Origin of the sequence: Bradyrhizobium sp. URHA0013 (assembly GCF_000518345.1) — a bacterium.
Classification (GTDB): domain Bacteria; phylum Pseudomonadota; class Alphaproteobacteria; order Rhizobiales; family Xanthobacteraceae; genus Bradyrhizobium.
The window spans coordinates 332895-350362 of sequence record NZ_JADK01000006.1 but is presented as its reverse complement, the minus strand read 5'-3'; the positions used below and the strand labels follow the sequence as shown (position 1 = coordinate 350362).

Annotated in this window: 13 protein-coding genes; 3 read left to right on the top strand and 10 right to left on the bottom strand. The window is 62.6% G+C overall.

Annotation, left to right across the window (positions count from 1 at the left end):
* Nucleotides 1-86: 86 nt before the first annotated feature.
* A complete protein-coding gene (locus N551_RS0109380; protein ID WP_027566759.1) occupies nt 87-1049 on the top strand; it encodes a UDP-glucuronic acid decarboxylase family protein in 963 nt (320 codons plus the stop codon).
* 42 nt (nt 1050-1091) lie between these two features.
* A complete protein-coding gene (locus N551_RS0109375; RefSeq protein WP_027566758.1) occupies nt 1092-2420 on the top strand; it encodes a hypothetical protein in 1329 nt (442 codons plus the stop codon).
* A 20-nt stretch (nt 2421-2440) separates the two neighbouring features.
* On the opposite strand, the gene N551_RS0109370 is transcribed toward N551_RS0109375, so the two are convergent.
* The 10 genes from N551_RS0109370 to N551_RS0109325 form a co-directional block, all read right to left on the bottom strand.
* Nucleotides 2441-3544, bottom strand: a complete 1104-nt coding sequence (locus tag N551_RS0109370) for a DegT/DnrJ/EryC1/StrS aminotransferase family protein (RefSeq protein ID WP_027566757.1) — start codon at nt 3542-3544, stop codon at nt 2441-2443.
* Between the two features lie 8 nt (nt 3545-3552).
* The gene (locus N551_RS0109365) at nt 3553-4014 is read right to left on the bottom strand and encodes an acyltransferase (RefSeq protein ID WP_027566756.1); all 462 of its coding nucleotides are present in this window, start codon (nt 4012-4014) and stop codon (nt 3553-3555) included.
* The gene (locus tag N551_RS0109360; protein ID WP_027566755.1) at nt 4011-5072 is read right to left on the bottom strand and encodes a Gfo/Idh/MocA family protein; all 1062 of its coding nucleotides are present in this window, start codon (nt 5070-5072) and stop codon (nt 4011-4013) included. The genes N551_RS0109365 and N551_RS0109360 overlap by 4 nt, the downstream gene beginning before the upstream one ends.
* Nucleotides 5073-5216: 144 nt before the next feature.
* On the bottom strand, nt 5217-6413 hold the full coding sequence (locus N551_RS0109355) for a glycosyltransferase family 1 protein (RefSeq protein ID WP_027566754.1): 1197 nt from the start codon (nt 6411-6413) through the stop codon (nt 5217-5219).
* Nucleotides 6406-7338, bottom strand: coding sequence for an NAD(P)-dependent oxidoreductase (locus N551_RS0109350; RefSeq protein WP_027566753.1), 933 nt, complete (start codon nt 7336-7338; stop codon nt 6406-6408). Before N551_RS0109350 ends, N551_RS0109355 begins: the two co-directional genes overlap by 8 nt.
* Before the next feature lie 76 nt (nt 7339-7414).
* Nucleotides 7415-8035: a DapH/DapD/GlmU-related protein gene (locus N551_RS0109345; RefSeq protein ID WP_027566752.1), complete on the bottom strand. Its 621-nt coding sequence runs from the start codon at nt 8033-8035 to the stop codon at nt 7415-7417.
* A 110-nt stretch (nt 8036-8145) separates the two neighbouring features.
* On the bottom strand, nt 8146-9234 hold the full coding sequence (locus N551_RS0109340) for a glycosyltransferase (RefSeq protein WP_027566751.1): 1089 nt from the start codon (nt 9232-9234) through the stop codon (nt 8146-8148).
* A gap of 3 nt (nt 9235-9237) precedes the next feature.
* On the bottom strand, nt 9238-11076 hold the full coding sequence (asnB, locus tag N551_RS0109335; protein ID WP_027566750.1) for an asparagine synthase (glutamine-hydrolyzing): 1839 nt from the start codon (nt 11074-11076) through the stop codon (nt 9238-9240).
* A 3-nt stretch (nt 11077-11079) separates the two neighbouring features.
* Nucleotides 11080-12633, bottom strand: coding sequence for a lipopolysaccharide biosynthesis protein (locus N551_RS0109330; protein ID WP_245287748.1), 1554 nt, complete (start codon nt 12631-12633; stop codon nt 11080-11082).
* A 203-nt stretch (nt 12634-12836) separates the two neighbouring features.
* Nucleotides 12837-13451, bottom strand: a complete 615-nt coding sequence (locus N551_RS0109325) for a hypothetical protein (protein WP_245287747.1) — start codon at nt 13449-13451, stop codon at nt 12837-12839.
* A gap of 394 nt (nt 13452-13845) precedes the next feature.
* Between N551_RS0109325 and N551_RS0109320 the strand changes: the two genes are divergently transcribed.
* Nucleotides 13846-17448, top strand: coding sequence for an autotransporter domain-containing protein (locus N551_RS0109320; RefSeq protein WP_027566747.1), 3603 nt, complete (start codon nt 13846-13848; stop codon nt 17446-17448).
* Nucleotides 17449-17468: the final 20 nt, after the last annotated feature.

Here is a 17468-nt window from a genome sequence, read left to right as displayed (position 1 = left end):
TGAGACCAAGTCATTTGGCTATTGGCGAGTCCGGCCGTTGCCGATACCACTCAGCGCGCTCCGTCGCGGACAATCTGGAACTGACCATGCCGTTTGAAAGCTACAAGAACAGCCGAATCCTCGTCACCGGTGGCGCCGGCTTCATCGGATCCCACCTCTGCGAGCGGCTGCTCGATACAGGGGCCGAGGTGGTGTCGGTCGACAATTACTTCACCGGCAGCCGGCGCAACATCGCCCATCTGATCGCAAATCCGCTGTTCGAGGCGGTCCGGCACGACGTCACTTTTCCGCTCTATATCGAGGTCGACGCCATCTTCAACTTGGCCTGCCCGGCCTCGCCGATCCACTATCAGCGCGATCCCGTGCAGACCACCAAGACCTCGGTGCACGGCGCCATCAACATGCTCGGCCTCGCCAAGCGGCTCAAGGCGCGCATCTTCCAGGCCTCCACCAGCGAGGTCTATGGCGATCCGCTGATCCATCCCCAAACCGAGGACTATTGGGGCAACGTCAACCCGATCGGCATTCGCTCCTGCTACGACGAAGGCAAGCGCTGCGCCGAAACGCTGTTCTTCGACTATTGGCGTCAGCACGGCCTGCCAATCAAGGTCGCGCGCATCTTCAACACTTACGGCCCGCGCATGCAGCCCAATGACGGGCGCGTGGTGTCGTCCTTCATCGTCCAGGCGCTCAAGGGCGAGCCGATCACCGTGTTCGGCGACGGCGGGCAGACCCGCTCGTTCTGCTATGTCGACGATCTCGTCGAAGCCATCATGCGGTTGATGGCCACCGGCGAGGACATCACCGGGCCGATCAACATCGGCAACAATTCGGAGTTCACCATCCGCGAGCTCGCCGAGAAGGTGATCAAGCTCACCGGCTCGCGCTCGCAACTCATCTTCCAGCCGCTGCCCCAGGACGATCCGCGCCAGCGCCAGCCCGACCTCACCAAGGCAAAGGCGGCACTGGACTGGGAGCCGAAGGTCGCGCTCGAGGACGGGCTGAAGGAGACGATCGCCTATTTCAAGCGAACGCTTGAAATTGCCTGATCCGGTTCCCAACTCCCCTCGCCCGCAGCGAGCCTGTTCATCATGAACGCATCGTCCGTCATCGGAGATCTGCGAGCCCGACTGGATTCGAAAACCGCGCTGGCGGTCCTGGTGCTGCTGCACAGCGCCGTCACCTGTCTGTCGCTGATCAAGGTCGCGGACCATCAATCCTATATCCACTTCAACCCCGAGCGCATCTGGTTCGCTGTCCTCGTCGCGATATCTTTCTCCATCATCTCGCTGCTGTTCGTCTTCGCCCGCTTCAGTTTCGGCTATTTCGTAGGTTTCTATTTCTATGCGATGATCTTGGGGTTTCTGTGGATCGACGTGTTCTCGGAATACAACTACCCGCATCTGTTCGCAGGCGTCTCGGCGGCGCTATCGCTCGTACTCCTTCTGGTGCCCGTGCTGTTCGTGAGGGCGCCGTTCCAACCGCTCTTCGTCCTGTCGAAGCCCCGTTTCGAGCACCTGCTCACGCTGATCATGGTGATCTCGGCCGGTACCATTGCCATAGCCTCGGCGTATAATTTCCGACTCGTCTCGATCGAGCGCATCTACGACTACCGCAATCTGATCGAGTTCCCGGGAACGGTGCGATATCTCATGGGCTGGATCTCCAGCACATTGCTGCCGTTTGCCTTCGCCTGCTACTGGCTGCTTGGATATCGCTCGCGAGCGGCATTCGTTATTGTCCTGCTGCTGCTTTTCTATCCCATCACCCTGACGAAATCGGCCTTTTTCACGCCGATCTGGCTCGCCACGCTGGCCGCAATTTCCAGCATCTGCAAAGCGAGAACATCCGCAATCCTTTCCCTTCTCATTCCAACGCTGGCGGGCGTCATCCTGATAATGATCAGCATCAGTTCCATCGAGCACACGGCCATTTATGCAATCATGGACGTGGCACGCATCCGGCTGTTCGATCTTGTCAACATCCGGATGATGGCGACGCCATCGAGCGCGCTCGACATCTACAACCATTTCTTCGCGAGTCACCCCCCGACCTGGTTTTGCCAGATATCGGGGCTCAAGCCGCTGATGCATTGTCCTTATCAGGAACAGCTGGCGATCGTAATGGAGAAGGCCTACGGCTTCGGCAACCTGAATGCCTCGTTGTTTGCAACCGAAGGCGTCGCCTCCGTCGGCCTCTTATTTGCGCCGCTGACCGCCTTTGCGTCGGGCGTCGTACTCGCGTTCGGCAATCGAACGTCCGCGGGGCTACCGTCCCGTTTCGTGCTGATCTCCGCCGGAGCGGTGCCTCATATTCTGCTCAACGTACCGCTCACGGTCGCGATGGTGACGCATGGCACCGCGCTCCTCTTCCTACTCTGGTATGTGACGCCCCGGAGCATTTTCGAAGAGAAGTCGTAGATTGCGCGTGGCCGAAACAGTCAGGCCGAGAACTCGCGCACCGCACGCACCACCTCTTGCTGCTGCAAAGTGGTGATATCGGCGAACATTGGTAACGACAGGATGCTCTGCTGGTCACCATAGGCATTCGGAAACTGCGCCGGACTGTGCTCCAAGCGTTGATAGGCTGGAAGCAGCGGCAGCGCCGTCGGGTAGTTGATCGCGGTCTGGATCCCCCTGAGGTTCAGATGCGCGGCAAGCTTGTCTCGTTTGGCATGCTTGATTGTATAGAGGTGATAGACGTGGCTTCGCCCGGGCGCCAATTGAGGGACCTGCACACCCTCGATCTGGTTCAGGGCGGCATCATAGAACCTCGCGGCTTCCTGGCGCGCCCGCGTCCAGCCCGTCAGATGCCGCAGCTTGGCTGACAGGATCGCCGCTTGCATGCCATCCAGGCGGCTGTTGATACCCTCGATCTGGTGCTGGTGCTTCACGATTCCCCCGTGACGGGCTAGCATCGCGACATGCTCGGCGAAGGCCGCATCGCCGGTGACGACGGCCCCGGCATCGCCCATCGCACCGAGATTCTTGCCCGGGTAGAAGGAATAGGTCGCGGCGTCGCCAAACGTTCCGACCATCCGGCCCTTGTAATCCGCCAGATGCGCCTGCGCGCAATCCTCAATCACCCACAACCCATGCTTCTTCGCGATCGACATGATCGCGTCCATGTCCGCGGGCTGCCCGTAAAGGTGCACCGGAATGATGCCAACGGTACGGGGGGTGATCGCTGCCTCGACTGCCGCGGGATCGATGGTGAAGGTCGAGCCGTCGGTGTCGCAGAACTTCACGGCTGCGCCAGCATGCGTAATCATCGCGGAAGTCGAAATCCAGGAATGTGCCGTCGTGATCACCTCGTCACCCGGCTTCACTTTCAGCGCGCTCATCGCGAGATACAGCGCATCGGTTCCGTTGGCACATGAGACGCAATGCTCCACGGACACAGCTTTGGCGAACTCCCGCTCGAACCTCTCGACGTAGGGGCCGCGGATGAAGGCGTTGTCGCGAATCACAGCGGCGATCGCGGAATCGATTTCGCCTTTGATGTTCTGATACTGGAGCTGAAGATCAGCGAAGGGAACCACCATGTGCGCCTCTACATCCGAAGCCGACGCGCGGGACTTCCGGCGTACACGCCGGCAACAGTGATGTCCTTGGTGACCACTGCACCTGCACCGATTACGACGTCGTCGACAATTTGCACCGGCATGATGGTCGCATTCGAGCCGATGGACACCCGATTACCGATCCTGGTCTCACACCACAACTCCTTGCGGCCACGTGCCGGACCGCCGCTCGCAAAAGTATCGTTGATGAACATCACACCATGGCCGATGAAACAATCCTCACCAACCGTGACGAGCTCGCAGATGAAACTGTGCGATTGCACGCGCGTGCGAGCGCCGATAACGACTCCTTTTTGGATCTCGTTGAACGGCCCGATGAAGCAGCCGTCCCCAATCGTGCAGCCATAGAGGTTGCAGGGCTCAACGACCTTCACGCCAGCGCCAAAGGCGACATCGCGGATTCCGACCTGACGCAGCTCCGGCCGGTTCACGAGGCGACACCCAGCCGGCTACGTCGCGGCACGAAGTGGAGCGACACCTCCTGCCCGGTCTCGATTGATTCGTAGAGCGCCGAGATCAACTCCAGGCTCTTGCGACCCTGCAATCCGTCGACCAGCGCCGCGCCGCGATCCGCGAGGCAATCGACGACATGCTGATAATAGGCCTGATGGCCGAAGCCGTACACGTTCGGCGGGTTGACCGAAAATTTCTCGATCACCTCCTTGTCCGACGGCAGCGGGTCGACGAAAAGCCAGTGCCGGATGTGGTTCATGGCGAAACCGCCGACCTCCACCGTTCCCTTCTCGCCCAGTATCGACAGCGAGCCTTCGAGATCGGCGGGACGCGTGGCCGTCGTCGCCTCGATGATGCCCAGCGCACCGCTGCGAAACTTCAGCGTCGCCACTGCCGTGTCCTCAGTCTCGATCTTCACGAGCGCGGTAGTGCTACGCGCATGAACGCTGACGACGTCGCCGAAAAACCACTCCAGCATGTCGATATGGTGACTGGCCTGGTTGGTGAGTACGCCGCCATCATAACCCCACGTACCGCGCCAGGAGTCCTGATCGTAATAGCTCTGGTCGCGGCACCAGCGCACGCGCACGGTGCCGAGGACGAGCTTGCCGAACCGGCCGGCATCGAGCGCCTCCCGCGCCTTCACGATCGGAACGTTGAAACGGTTCTGCTTGACGACGAAGAGTTTTACGCCCGCCTCGTCGCAGGCGCGGATCATGTCGTCGGCGTCCTGGAGACGTAGCGCCATCGGCTTTTCGACCACGACATGCTTGCCGGCGCGCGCGCAGGCGATCGCATGCTGAGGATGCAGCCCACTCGGCGTGAGCACCGCGACGGCGTCGATGTCGTCGCGCGCCAGCAACTCGTCGATGTCGTCATGCGCGGCGACGGCGAATTTGCTCGCGATCGCATCGGCGCGCGCTCGATCGGAATCGCAGACGGCAACGAGCTTGGCCCCCACGATGTGGTTACCGCCCAACAGGTCGGAATGACGCTTGGCAATGCGCCCGCATCCGAGCAGGCCGAATCTGATCATCGAGACTTCCCGCCGTCGTCAGAGCGAATGCTCTGGAGGGCTTGAAAGCCCCAAAATACGCATTTTCCGGTGAACCCGAACCTGTTTCTATCCGAACAACACGACAAATCAAGGCAGAAGAGGGGTCCTTTTGACCGGCTGAGACTAGCTCGTTTCTGCGCCGCGGGCCACTTCGGTGGCGAGGTGGACGAAATCCGCGACGAACGCACGAACCCGATCATCGAGATCCGGCTGCAACTGCCGAACGACTGCGTCCGGCGCGCTCTCTGCGGCATCCCGGATGTGATCGGCCAGTGCCTGGACATCGTCAACGCCGAAATATCGCGCTTTACCACCGGTCTGCTCGCGATGAACATCGAGGCCAGACAGAAGCATCGGGACACCGAATGACTTTGCTTCTTCGACCGTCGTACTCCACCCTTCGCAGCGCGACGGATTGATGAGGGCCGTCGACGCGCGCAGGAGGGCGTAGACGTGATCCAGCGGGATCATTCCGAGATGCTTGAAGTTCATCTCGAGACCGCGCGACCTGACCTCACTCATGGTCCGCTCAAAAAGTCCGGATTCACGGAAGTCCTGCGTACTGCCGGATGCCGCGACGACGACGTCCAGCCCCCGACATTTCAGCAGATCAAGCGCATCGACCACGATCTGATGGTTTTTGTGCCGCCAGAACTGGTTTGGCAGATAAAAATACCGTGACGGAAGACCATAATGCGCAACCACGTCGGACGGCTGCGTGGCGAGCAGACTGGCGGGCGGCTCGGTCGCAAACCGGACGACCGACACGCCGTTCGAATTGCCCGGATAGAACTTCTTGAGATCGCCGAGCGCCGTGGCGCTGCTCAACATGATGTGCCGGCCTGATGCGATCTGAACCCGAAAGCCGAGATCACGCCGCCAATATGCACTCCTGGAGAACAGGTGCGGGAGCAGTCGATGCTGGAAATCCGGGAACCATGCGACCGCCGGAAATGGCAGGCGCCAGCCAAAGAAGCGCGCAGATTCGAACACCATGTCGATCTTGCTGGCCGTGAACGCGGCCGCGGCGGGTGTGTCCAAACCAAAGACGATCGCGCGGGCAAGGTCCGTCGCGCGGGCAAGACCGGTCGCGGCGTGATCGAACACCGGCGAGCGCACGACCTCAACGCCGGGAATGCCGGCCAGCACCGCAATCTCATCGGGATCGTCCGCCGTTCCGGCGAACAGTACGGGGACCACCGTCCCCGGAGAATGCCGGTTGAGCACCTCGAACAGGTTGCGTTGATAGTTGTAGCCGCCCGCCCATAGTCGACGTGGGATATTGGTGAAAGCAATCCGCAGCGGCACCCGCTCAGGCACGAGCCTGGCTCCTGAACCATTCGACGTAGTCGGCCAGACCGCGCTCCAGCGGGATGCGCCAATCGAAATTCATATCGAGCACGCGCCCATTGTCCGCCAGCAAGCTCGTCGGGTCCCCTGGCCGCCCGACTCCGGAAAAGCGCACGACCGTTTTGCTGTCCCAATGCCTGATCAGTTCCTCGGCAATATCGGCCACGCTCACGCCGCGCCCTGAACCGCCATTGATCACGCCAAAATCGTCGCGCCACTCCGCCTCCGCGACGCGCGCCAGCAAGCGAACGACGTCGCGAACGTCGGTCCAATCCCTTATCTCGGTTCCCGTCCCTCCGAGATTCAGCGCTTCTACCTCGCTCCGCAGCCGAGAGCAGATATCCCAGAGCAGTTGCTTGCGAAGGTGGGGACCGTAGACAGAGAACAGTCGCACGACCATGCAGTGAATGCCGAAGCTCTGGACGTAACTTTGGCACAGCTGCTCCATGACCAGCTTGTGGTGTCCGTAGGGCGACATCGGCAGAAGCGCCGCGCTCTCGGGAATCGGACCCGTGTGATCGGCGCCGTAGACCGCAGCGCTCGACACCACGATCAGCCGGCTGCTGGGCGCAAAACTTCGAAGCCATTCGAGCAGTCGCGCCGTGCTCGTCACGGTCCGCGAAAAATCCTCGAACGGGCGCGCGATCGACAGCCCGACCGACGATCCGCCAGCCAGATGAAAGACTTGCGACGGCAGCCCGTGCAAGGCTGCGAGCGCGCTCAGATTGGCCGCGTCAACTTCGCCATTGATCCAGGTCTGCAAACCGAGGGTTTGTGCCTGGGCCGGATCGAGCGCACCGTGACCGACGCCATGGACCGCATGCCCGGCGCTCGCCAACTCGCGAACGAGATGACGTCCGATGAACCCATTTGCACCCGTGACCCAGCTGGACATCGAACTTTCTTATGCTCAACTAGCCGCATTCCGATCGCAAGCCGGATCGTAGCGATCTGACGCCTCACTGATTGCCTCATCGCTCATCCGAAGACAACTCCCTGACGAGGGTTGCGGGATTTCCAGCAACAATCGCGTAGGCCGGAACGTCCTTGGTGACGACCGCTCCCGCCGCTACGATGCCGCCCTCCCCAATCGTCACGCCGCGCATGACCATCGCGCCGGCCCCGATCCAAGCGTCATCACCTATTTTAATCGGACGGTCATCAAGAAATACCTTTCTGGGGTGGCCTGTCGAAAAAATCTGCCTAGCCTGCTCGTGCCGCTCGGCGGCTTTGATCGGATGCGAGAGATTGTCGAATATATTCACGGCGTGTGAGATCAGGACCCGGTTGCCGATTTGGATTGACGCTCCCGACCAAATCCGCGTCCCTACGCCCACGTAACACCATTCTCCAATGGAAATCCGGCCGCCGTGACCGAGGACCATCAATTCACCCCTGATATGCGAATAGGGACCGATAACGATCTGATCGCTATCGCCAAGCGCGTTTCGGATCCTTGCGCAGTGAGCCAGAAAAGCACGCTCTTGCAGGCGGCAGGTGGCACGCCCGATGAGCCGCTGGGCGAGCAAATGGAGATTAATCCCGTCTATGAATCTTGCGCCGTGGCGCGCAAGGCCGCCGAGGCTGGACATCAACGTTTCCTCCTATACGGCGCCGACACGTGCGCGCGAAAGTGCACACAATCGCCCCAAAAATACGCTCGATCTCCAATGGACGACGTTCGGCATGATGCGTCAAATGGCTAAAGACTCGCTGTGATAGCTTGAAAGAGGCTCCACTGACGTGCCTTGGTATGGATCTCATCAACCCGAATTCGCCCGTTCATTGCTATTTGCCGCACAGCGCTCCAGTCAGAGATAGCTCGCTCGATCTGTTCAAGGCAACTTTTCTCATCGCGATAGGCCAGCATCGTATCTTCAGCGATCATTCCCTCGGGATAGTTGCCAGCGTCTGAAACCAGCAGCGCACCACAACCCATGGCTTCGAAGCAACGCATATTACCCCGATCCTGACCTGCCATATCGATCGCGCCGTTGAGGACGATCTTGGATCGCCCGATCAACCCGTAGAGCTCTCTCCCAAAGACCGGCGGTTTGGCGATTGCCGCAACTATCCTCGGGCGCCGATATTTCTGGAGCGGCAGTAAGTGGCCGATTGAGCTCTCCGCGATCCTTGTCAACCGCGACGAGTCGAGACAATAGACGATCTTTCGGCTTCCAGCGAGGGCAGCAACCTTTTCGAGCGTTCTTGCACGCGCCGAATGATGCCGCGAGTAGCCGCCAACAAACAGCACGTCGATGGGGCGCTCATCCTGCACGTACTCGCTCATTACCGGATCAATCGCGGGAGAAAACCATTCCGCCCGGCACCCCTTGTCGCGCCAGGAATCCAGAATTGACGGGAAATTTCCGAGCACAGCTCCATAGGCAGTCAAGTCAGCGTTGCCCGACGGCGCCGCGCGCCAACATAGTGTCCTCCTCACACAGCCGGGCAGCCTGCGAACGAAGGAACTCGGAAATGCGACTGGATCCAGGTTGTAGAGCACTTCGGTTCGGTGATGCTCGATCTGTGCGAGCAAGATGTCTTCCGGCGTAGCTCCCCGGCGGACGCCATGCTCGCAGGCCCAGCGGCCTTGCAGACGACCATCGTTGGCGCAGGTCAGGAACGCACTCGCATCGCCTGCGAGCACAGGTTGTAGAAGGTGAAGTGCGCCGAAACGATCATCCAGAAACGTGTTACGCCGTTCCTGAAAGCTTAGGCCCTCCGGTGCAAGGCGATCCAGGCGCGCGAGGTAGGACGGAGTGAGACCGCAGTTCTGAAAAACCCGCATATTCTAGACGTACCCTGCCAGAGTCCACTTCATATTAAGATAGGGCCAGATCCGCCCGACCGACTCCCAATCCCAAGACTTCGACGCCGTCAAACGGCTGACTGCCGCGCGCAGACCCGCTTCATCCACCAGTTCCGCGAACGCCGGGACGTTCCTGTCCAGAAGGTCAGCCGTCCAGCCGGCCAGCGGCCCGTTCAACCATTCCGGCATTGGCGAATTGAAGCCGACCTTGCGGCGCGCGGTGCGAATGGACTCCGGCATCAAATTGGCCATCGCTCGCCGGGCAACAGCCTTGGTATAGCCGTCTGACGACTTGCTGCTGTCGGGAAGCGCCATCGTATAAGTCACCAGCCGCCAATCCATGAAGGGCATGCGAACTTCGACGCCGTGCGCCATCGAAAGCCGGTCGAAGTTGCGCAGGATGGTGGGCAGCACCGTGCTGTGAAACATCCGATAGAGGCGCTTGTTCAAGCCACCCCATTCACGCGGCAGCACATCGTCCTCCGCTATCAGCGGGAGCGGGGCGGGAAGTTTGCGCAGGCCACCGCGCAGAAAATACACGCCCTTCCGCTTGAGGGCCAACGCACGCAGGACATCCACACAGCGCCGGGCCAGTTTCGAACGTGACGCGAGGTCCTCAGCCGCGTTCCGTATTCGGAATGCGCCCACTCGTCCTTCCTGCAAATAGGCGCCCATCAGCTCGTCGGCCCCGTGACCGTCGAGTGACACCGTCACGCTGTTTCGCGTCAACTGCCGATAGAGCAACCAAACGGCGCTGGGCAACCCGATGTAGACGTCGTCGAGATCGTCGAGAATCTGATCGATATCCGTCAGCGCATCGGTCTGTCCGATTTCAAGAAAAGTAGGCGCGACATTGGCCCAGGCGGCAGCCTCCTCGGCCATCGGCCTCTCGTCGTTCAAGGCGCCGGGGAACGTCGCAACAAAGGCGTGACGCCATGCCGTGCTGTCGCGCGGCCCCATGCCTTCCTTCTCGTGCGCGGCCATGGCGCAAATCACGGCCGACGAATCGAAGCCACCGGACAGGCATGTTCCGATCGGGACATCGCTGCGCATGCGCAGGGCCACGGCATCCTGGAACAGCTCGCGAAAGCGCGCGACACGCTCGGCTTCGGTGGCCGGCACCGGGGGCAGATGATCCACGGTCCGCCACCAACGCTTTACACTGACCTTGCCCTGGCGAAGCCATATGGAGTGGCCACCCTGCAGGCGGCGAACCTGGCGAAACAGCGTCCGCTCGCTTCCTTCGATCCCGAACGCATCGAGCAGCAGCCGGCGTGCAACCTCCATGTCAACGGAAGTATCAATCAGTCCGCTCCGCACCAGCGCCCGCTGCTCGGAGGCGAAGATGAATCGTTCCGGCGACGCGGCATAGAGCAGCGGCTTGATGCCGAAGCGGTCGCGCGCAAGGAAAAGCTCGCGAGTGCTGGTGTCGAAGATCGCCAAGGCCCACATGCCATTGAACCGGGGCAGCATGTCTTCCCGCCAGGCCTGCCAGGCGGCCAGGATCACTTCGGTATCGGATTGGCTGCGGAACACCGCGCCCTGCGCCTCGAGCTCGCGGCGAAGCTCGAGGAAGTTGTAGATCTCGCCGTTGAACACAATCACATGGCGGCCGTCCGCAGACAGCATGGGCTGATAGCCGCCCTCGCCGGGATCGATGATCGCCAGGCGGCGGTGGCCGAATGCGAGGCTTCGGTCCGCGCTGAACCAGGTCCCCTCGCCAAACGGACCGCGGTGCGCGATCAGGCTGGTCAGCCGCGAGATGTCGGCCGGTTCGACCGCATTGCCACCCAGATTTACGATGCCTGCGATTCCGCACATGTCCTAGACAGCCTTGAGGGGCAAGAAGCGACCGACGATCGAACGAATATCTTGCCGGCAAGCCTTTCGATACGGACCCAATTGCGACGCCGCACCCGCGATTGCGAAAATGATCGCGGCCGTCACCGATGAAACAGCTCCCACCGACCACCAGGACGGCGCGGGTTGGAATGGCGCGCGGTCGAGACCATATCGCACCGCCAGCGCCGTCGCGATCCCGATGCCAAGCGGCATCAGCACGCAATGCACGATGCGCGACCACATGCCGGCGACGTCAAAACTACGGCGCACTAGGAAGACAATCGTCGCCATCTGCGCGATCATTCCGGCGCATGCGCTCCAGCCTGCGGCCTGCCATCCGAAGCGTGGCAATGCGATGGCGCTGGTCACGAGTGTGACGACACCCGTGATCAAGGCGATGAGCGCGTTGGAGCGCGACCGCCCGTGCGCCAGCAAGTAAAAGCCGAAGACGTTCGCGCTCGATCCGAGGATCCCGGCAATCGACAGGACGACGAGAACCTGTGCAGCCTCGCCCGCGACCTCGGCGCCGGTCCAAACATGCAGCAGCGGACCGGCCACGGGGATCAACCCGCCGAGCGCGCTTGCGGCCAGTACGTTGAGAATCCACGACGATCGGAACAGCAGATCGACCTTGCGGTCCTCGCTCTCCCCCTGCAGCGTGCTGAAGAAGGGAAACAGGATCTCGCCGACCTTCAGGATACCGATATAGGTCGCCTCCTGCAGGCGCTGCGCAACGCCGTAGAAACCGACGAACTGCGGTTGCAGCAGCGCGCCAAGCAGATATCGATCGGCTTGGCCCGCAAGCAGCGCACCGCCCTGTGCGGCAACCTGCCATCCGCCCAGTCGAACCAGCCTGCCGAGCGCCTCGCGATGCAATGCTGGAGGCGCCAGCCACTGACGCATTTGGCCGCGACACCAAGCCAGCGCCAGCAACAGGCCGATTGCCAACCCCAGCGCCTGGCAACCCAGGAATGTCGATGCGTAGGGCGCGGCGGGGATCAGGAAGAGCATCGAAAGAGTCGAGACCACGGTGCTGACGATGCCGATCGAGGCGATCCGACGATAGTCTTGCCGCGCGGCGAACAACGAAATGAAGACGGCCGATAGACATTGGCATAACCAGCCGGTGCCGGCCAACACAAACGCCAGCGCGAGATCCTCGGCGGCCGGACCGGCCAGATGAAATCCGAGACGCGCGAGCGGAGCCCCGGCTACCAAAAGGAAAATGGCGATCGGCCCGCCCGCGCCGACCGCGAGCATGACCGCGGTCGCGAACAGGCGTCGCGCGTCGTCGCGGTCGGATGGCTCCAGTCGCTGTGCAAGCTCGCGCGACGTCGATAGTCCGAGCGCGTTGCTGAACACCAATGCTGGCGCAATGCATGCAGTGACAAGACCCGCGACACCGAATGCCGGGAGGCCGAGATGGGTGATCACGAAAGGTAGGATGGCCAGGTTCAGCACCACGGCTACCACGAAGGCCATCGCATTCCACGCGGAATTCCCCAGTAGATCGGGCGGTGTTTTTCTCGACGTCATGCCAGCCACCCGGCCATCACCTCAGCAAGCCTTTGCCCACACTGATCGGGGTCCTTCCCAAGGCATCGCGAATTCGGGCTAGCAGTCAGTTCACGGAATGTCGATAGCCGGCAGGAACCGCAGCCGGCCCGGCTCGGCCGGACCCGTTCGACCGGTTTTTCAGGGCTCCGCCCGAAGCTTGCCGGGCTCCCGGGAAAGCACGCTCAGAGCCCGTCCGACTCGCCGTTCTTCGGCGTGGAGCGCGGCACGGAAGGCGAGAACGCCGGATCGACCGGACCTGGGGTCGTCGGCCTGCCGCCGGCATCCGCGGGCGGGCCCGCGGGAGCGGCTGCGTCCGGCCGCTGGAGCGCCAGCACCTCGCTGCGCTCGCCCTGCTTGAACGTCACCTCACGCGGCTGCACCGAGGTTAGCGACCAGCCGGCGAGCGATTCGCCCTGCCGCAGGCGTACCACCTTCTGATCGGTGCGGTTGACGAGAATGGCGATGGCGTCGCCCTCACCCACCACGGCCCCGACCAGCAACAGCGGTGGCGGTGCCTCGACCGATTTGGGCGGGGGTGCGGACATCTCTTCGACCGGCGATGCCGCGACCGCGCGCGGCGCCGGCCGGCGCGTGGCCGAGAAGATCGGGCGCTCCTGGGTCGCGGTCAGGGCCGAGAACGGCACCGACCACAGCGGATTGCCGCGGGGAACGGGTCTGGCGGGAGCCTGCTGCGCGGGGCGTGCGATCGGGCGGACGGTTCCAACCTCGACATTGTCGGCGGGGCTGGCCGCAGCATCGTCGGGCAGCATGTCGATGCGCGACGACGTTGCGGCCATGGTTCCGGCGGTGCCCAGAACCGCGCCTAGTAGGGCCAATCCTATCGGTCTCACCCACCGGGCCATCGACATTCCCTCAGACTACCGGCCGCTCGAACGAACCGCGAGGCGCCGCCGCCAAACTAGGTCCGATCAGGAGTGTCATCAACCCGCCGCGCTCCGCGAACCCTCCGGGCCCACATTCTATTGGCAAAATGCTGCGGTGCATCAATATGTTGCCCGCCGGCCACGATTTCTGAAAATGCAAGTCGGAACAGGAAGGAACCCGCGCAGATGGACATCCGTTCATTGCGGCACGCTGCAGCGCCATGGGATCATCGCATGGTGCGGGGGGCTCGCCACTTGCCGCTGTTGCACGTCTGCGATGATTTCTTTGCTGATTTGAGAAGACCGGATGGCTGGACGGACAAAGGCTGGTGAGCGGATCGGATACGGGCTGCGATCCGTCGTGCGCCACTCCTTGGCGACCCTGCTGGCGACCACTGCGCTCGGCGTCGTCGCTGCGCAAGCCGTCGACGGCACCTGGGTCGGCGGCACCAGCGAGTGGACCGATGGAGCGAACTGGACCACCACCCCGGACGTGCCAGACGGCATCGCGACCTTTTCGACGTCGGCCGACACCAACATCGCCAGCAGTGGCGTCGTCAATATCGGCAGCGTGATCTTCACCGCTTCGCCCGACGCCCCGGCCTACACGATCACGACCAGCGATATCTTCCTGGTAAACGGCGCGGGCATCTCGAACAATTCGACCAACGCCCAGACGTTCAACGTCGGCTCCATCATGGCCTTCACGAATTCGAGCAGCGCGAGCGGCGGCACCAATGTCGTCACCTTCAGCGTCGGCGGCGGCGGCGCGATGATCTTCAACGACACCAGCACCGCAGGCACGGCGAACATCACCAACAACGGCGACGTGGAATTCAACGGCAGCAGCAACGCCGGAACTGCAACGATCGCCAACAACTTGGTGATGAACTTCAGCGATTCGAGTTCGGCAGGCAGTGCCGCCATCACCAACACCGCCACCGGCTTCCTGGCCTTCATCAGCAACGCCACGGCAGACACGGCGACGATCAGCAATGACGGCTCGCTAAGCTTCGCCGGTTCCGCCACCGCTGGCAATTCTACGATTACCACGAACAATCTTGCCACCACGAGCTTCACCGGCACCGCGACCGGCGGCAATGCCCGCTTCATCACCAATACCGGCGGCACCTTTGACATGTCGGGCCTGACCAGCGCCGGCATGACCGCTGGCTCGATCGAAGGCGCCGGCAATTACGTGCTCGGCGCCAAGACCCTCACCACAGGCAGCCTCAACTCCTCGACCCAGGTCGACGGCGTGATCTCCGGCAACGGCGGCGGACTGACCAAGGTCGGCACCGGCACGATGACGCTGACCGGCCTCAACAGCTACACCGGCGCGACGACGATCTCGGCGGGAACGCTTGCGATCTCCGGCTTCGGCAGCATCGCGAGTTCCAGCGTCGTCACGGTGAACGCGACGTTCGATATCTCGGCGGTGTCATTCTCGTTCAATCCCATTACGACACTCGCCGGTAATTCTGCTGGTGTTGTCAACATGGGTGCCAACAGCCTCGTCATCACCAATGGTTCGACCGAATTCGCAGGCGTGATCCAGGGCACAGGCGGGCTTGAGGTTTTCGGCGGAACGCAGACGCTCTCGGGCGTGAACACCTACAGCAACGTCACGCAGATCGACTCGGGCGCGACGCTGGCGTTGAAGGGCAGCGGCTCGATCGCAAATTCCCTCTATGTCGCGTTCTCGGGCCCCGGTGCGACGCTCGATATCTCCCAGACCACGTCCGGGGCTTCGGTCACCCAGCTGTTCTCGTTCGGTGCCAGCGGCGTCGTCGCGCTAGGATCGAAGACGCTAACGATCACGAGCGGCAATTCCTTCGGCGGCGTGATCCAGGACGGTGGCATCGGTGGCGGTAACGCAGGCAATCTCGCGATCGCGAACGGAGCCGTGCAGCAGCTCTACGGCACCAACACCTATACCGGCACGACAACCATCGCGAGCGGCGGCGAACTGGATCTCATCAACGCCGCCGGCAGCGATGGCAGCATCGCGACCTCGAGCAACGTCATCGCCAACGGCTTCTTCGACATCTCGGCCCTGAGCGCCGGCACCTCGATCAAGTCGCTGGCGGGTTCCGGTAACGTCAACATCGGCGCCAACACGCTGACGATCACCAACGGCATCGGCAATTTCGCAGGCGTGATCGATGATGGCGGCGCGGGCGGCGGCCTGACGATCGCCGGCGGGAAGCAAACCTTGTCCGGCGCTAACACCTATAGCGGGCCCACCAACGTGAATGGCGGCACGCTGGTCGTCGATGGGTCGATCCTGAGCCCGACCACCGTCAACACGGGCGGCACACTCGCCGGAAGCGGCACGGTCGCCGGCGTTGCAGTCAATGGCGGCACGCTCGCCCCAGGCAGCACGGCGACCCCGTTCGGCCCGCTGACGATCAACGGCCCCCTGAGCTTCACAGCGGCCTCGACCTATCTCGTGCAGGTCTCCTCCAGCAATGCCAGCCTCGCCAATGTCAACGGCGCGGCCACGCTCGGCAACGCGACGGTGAGCGCGATGTTCGCCTCGGGCACGATCAAGAAGCAGTACACGATCCTGTCGGCGACCGGCGGTTTTGGCGGCACCTCCTTCAACGCAGCCGTCGTCTCCAACATGCCGACGATCAACGCGTCGCTGAGCTACGGCTCCAACAATGTGTTCCTCAACATCGGCGTCAACTTCGCGTCCAGCGGCGGCGGCCTCACCGTCAACCAGCAAAACGTTGCGAACACGCTGACCAACTTCTTCAACTCGACCGGCGGCATTCCGGCGGCCTTCGCTGCGCTGACGCCGGCCGGGCTGACGACGGCCTCGGGCGAACTCGGCACCGGCATCATCCAGTCCGCGATCAATGCCGACGGGCAGTTCCTCAATTTGATGCTCGACCCGACCGTCATCGGCCGCTCGGGCGGTTTCGCCAAGGCGGGCAGCGTCGCACAATTCGCCGAGAGCGACGACGCGGCCGCCTATGCGTCCATGCGCCCGGCCAACGCGCGCGAGCGCGAGGCTTATGCGATGGCGACCAAGGCGCCGCTGCTCGTCTCGCAGCCGGCCAGCCGCTGGAGCCTCTGGACTGCCGGCTATGGCGGATCGGCGCAAGTCGGCGGCAATGCGCCGGTCGGCTCGCAAGACCTGACCGCACGGGTCTGGGGCGGCGCAGCCGGCGCCGACTATCGGGTTTCGGTGGACACGCTGGTTGGCTTCGCGCTCGGCGGCGGTGGACTGAGCTACTCGCTCGCCAATGCGATGGGTTCGGGCTCGGCAGACCTGTTCCAGGCCGGCGTCTACGGCCGGCACAATTTCGGACCGGCCTATATCTCCGCCGCGCTCGCCTATGGCTGGCACGACGTCACCACCAACCGCACCGTGGCGCCCGGCGGCTTCGACCAGCTGCAGAGCCGCTTCAAGGCCGACACGTTCTCCGCCCGCTTCGAGGGCGGCTACCGCTTCGCGACGCCGATGATCGGCCTCACCCCCTATGCGGCGGCTCAGGTGACGAATTTCAACCTGCCCAACTACTCCGAAGTCAGCCTCAATGGCGGCGGACTGTTCGCGTTGAACTATGCCTCGCAATCGCTGACCGACACCCGCTCCGAGCTCGGCCTGCGCACCGACAAGTCGTACGCGATGCAGAACGGCGTCCTGACGCTGCGCGGTCGCGCCGCCTGGGCCCACGACTACAATCCGGGCCGCGCCGTCACCGCGCTGTTCCAGACCCTGCCGGGCACCAGCTTCGTCGTGAACGGCGCCCGGGTCGACGCCGACTCCGCGCTCGTCAGCGCCAGCGCCGAGATGAAATGGCTGAGCGGCTTCTCCATCGCCGGTACCTTCAACGGCGAGTTCTCGGGCAACGTCGCCAGCTATTCCGGCAAGGGCGTGTTCAAGTACGCTTGGTGAGCCGACGTCGTGAGTTGACG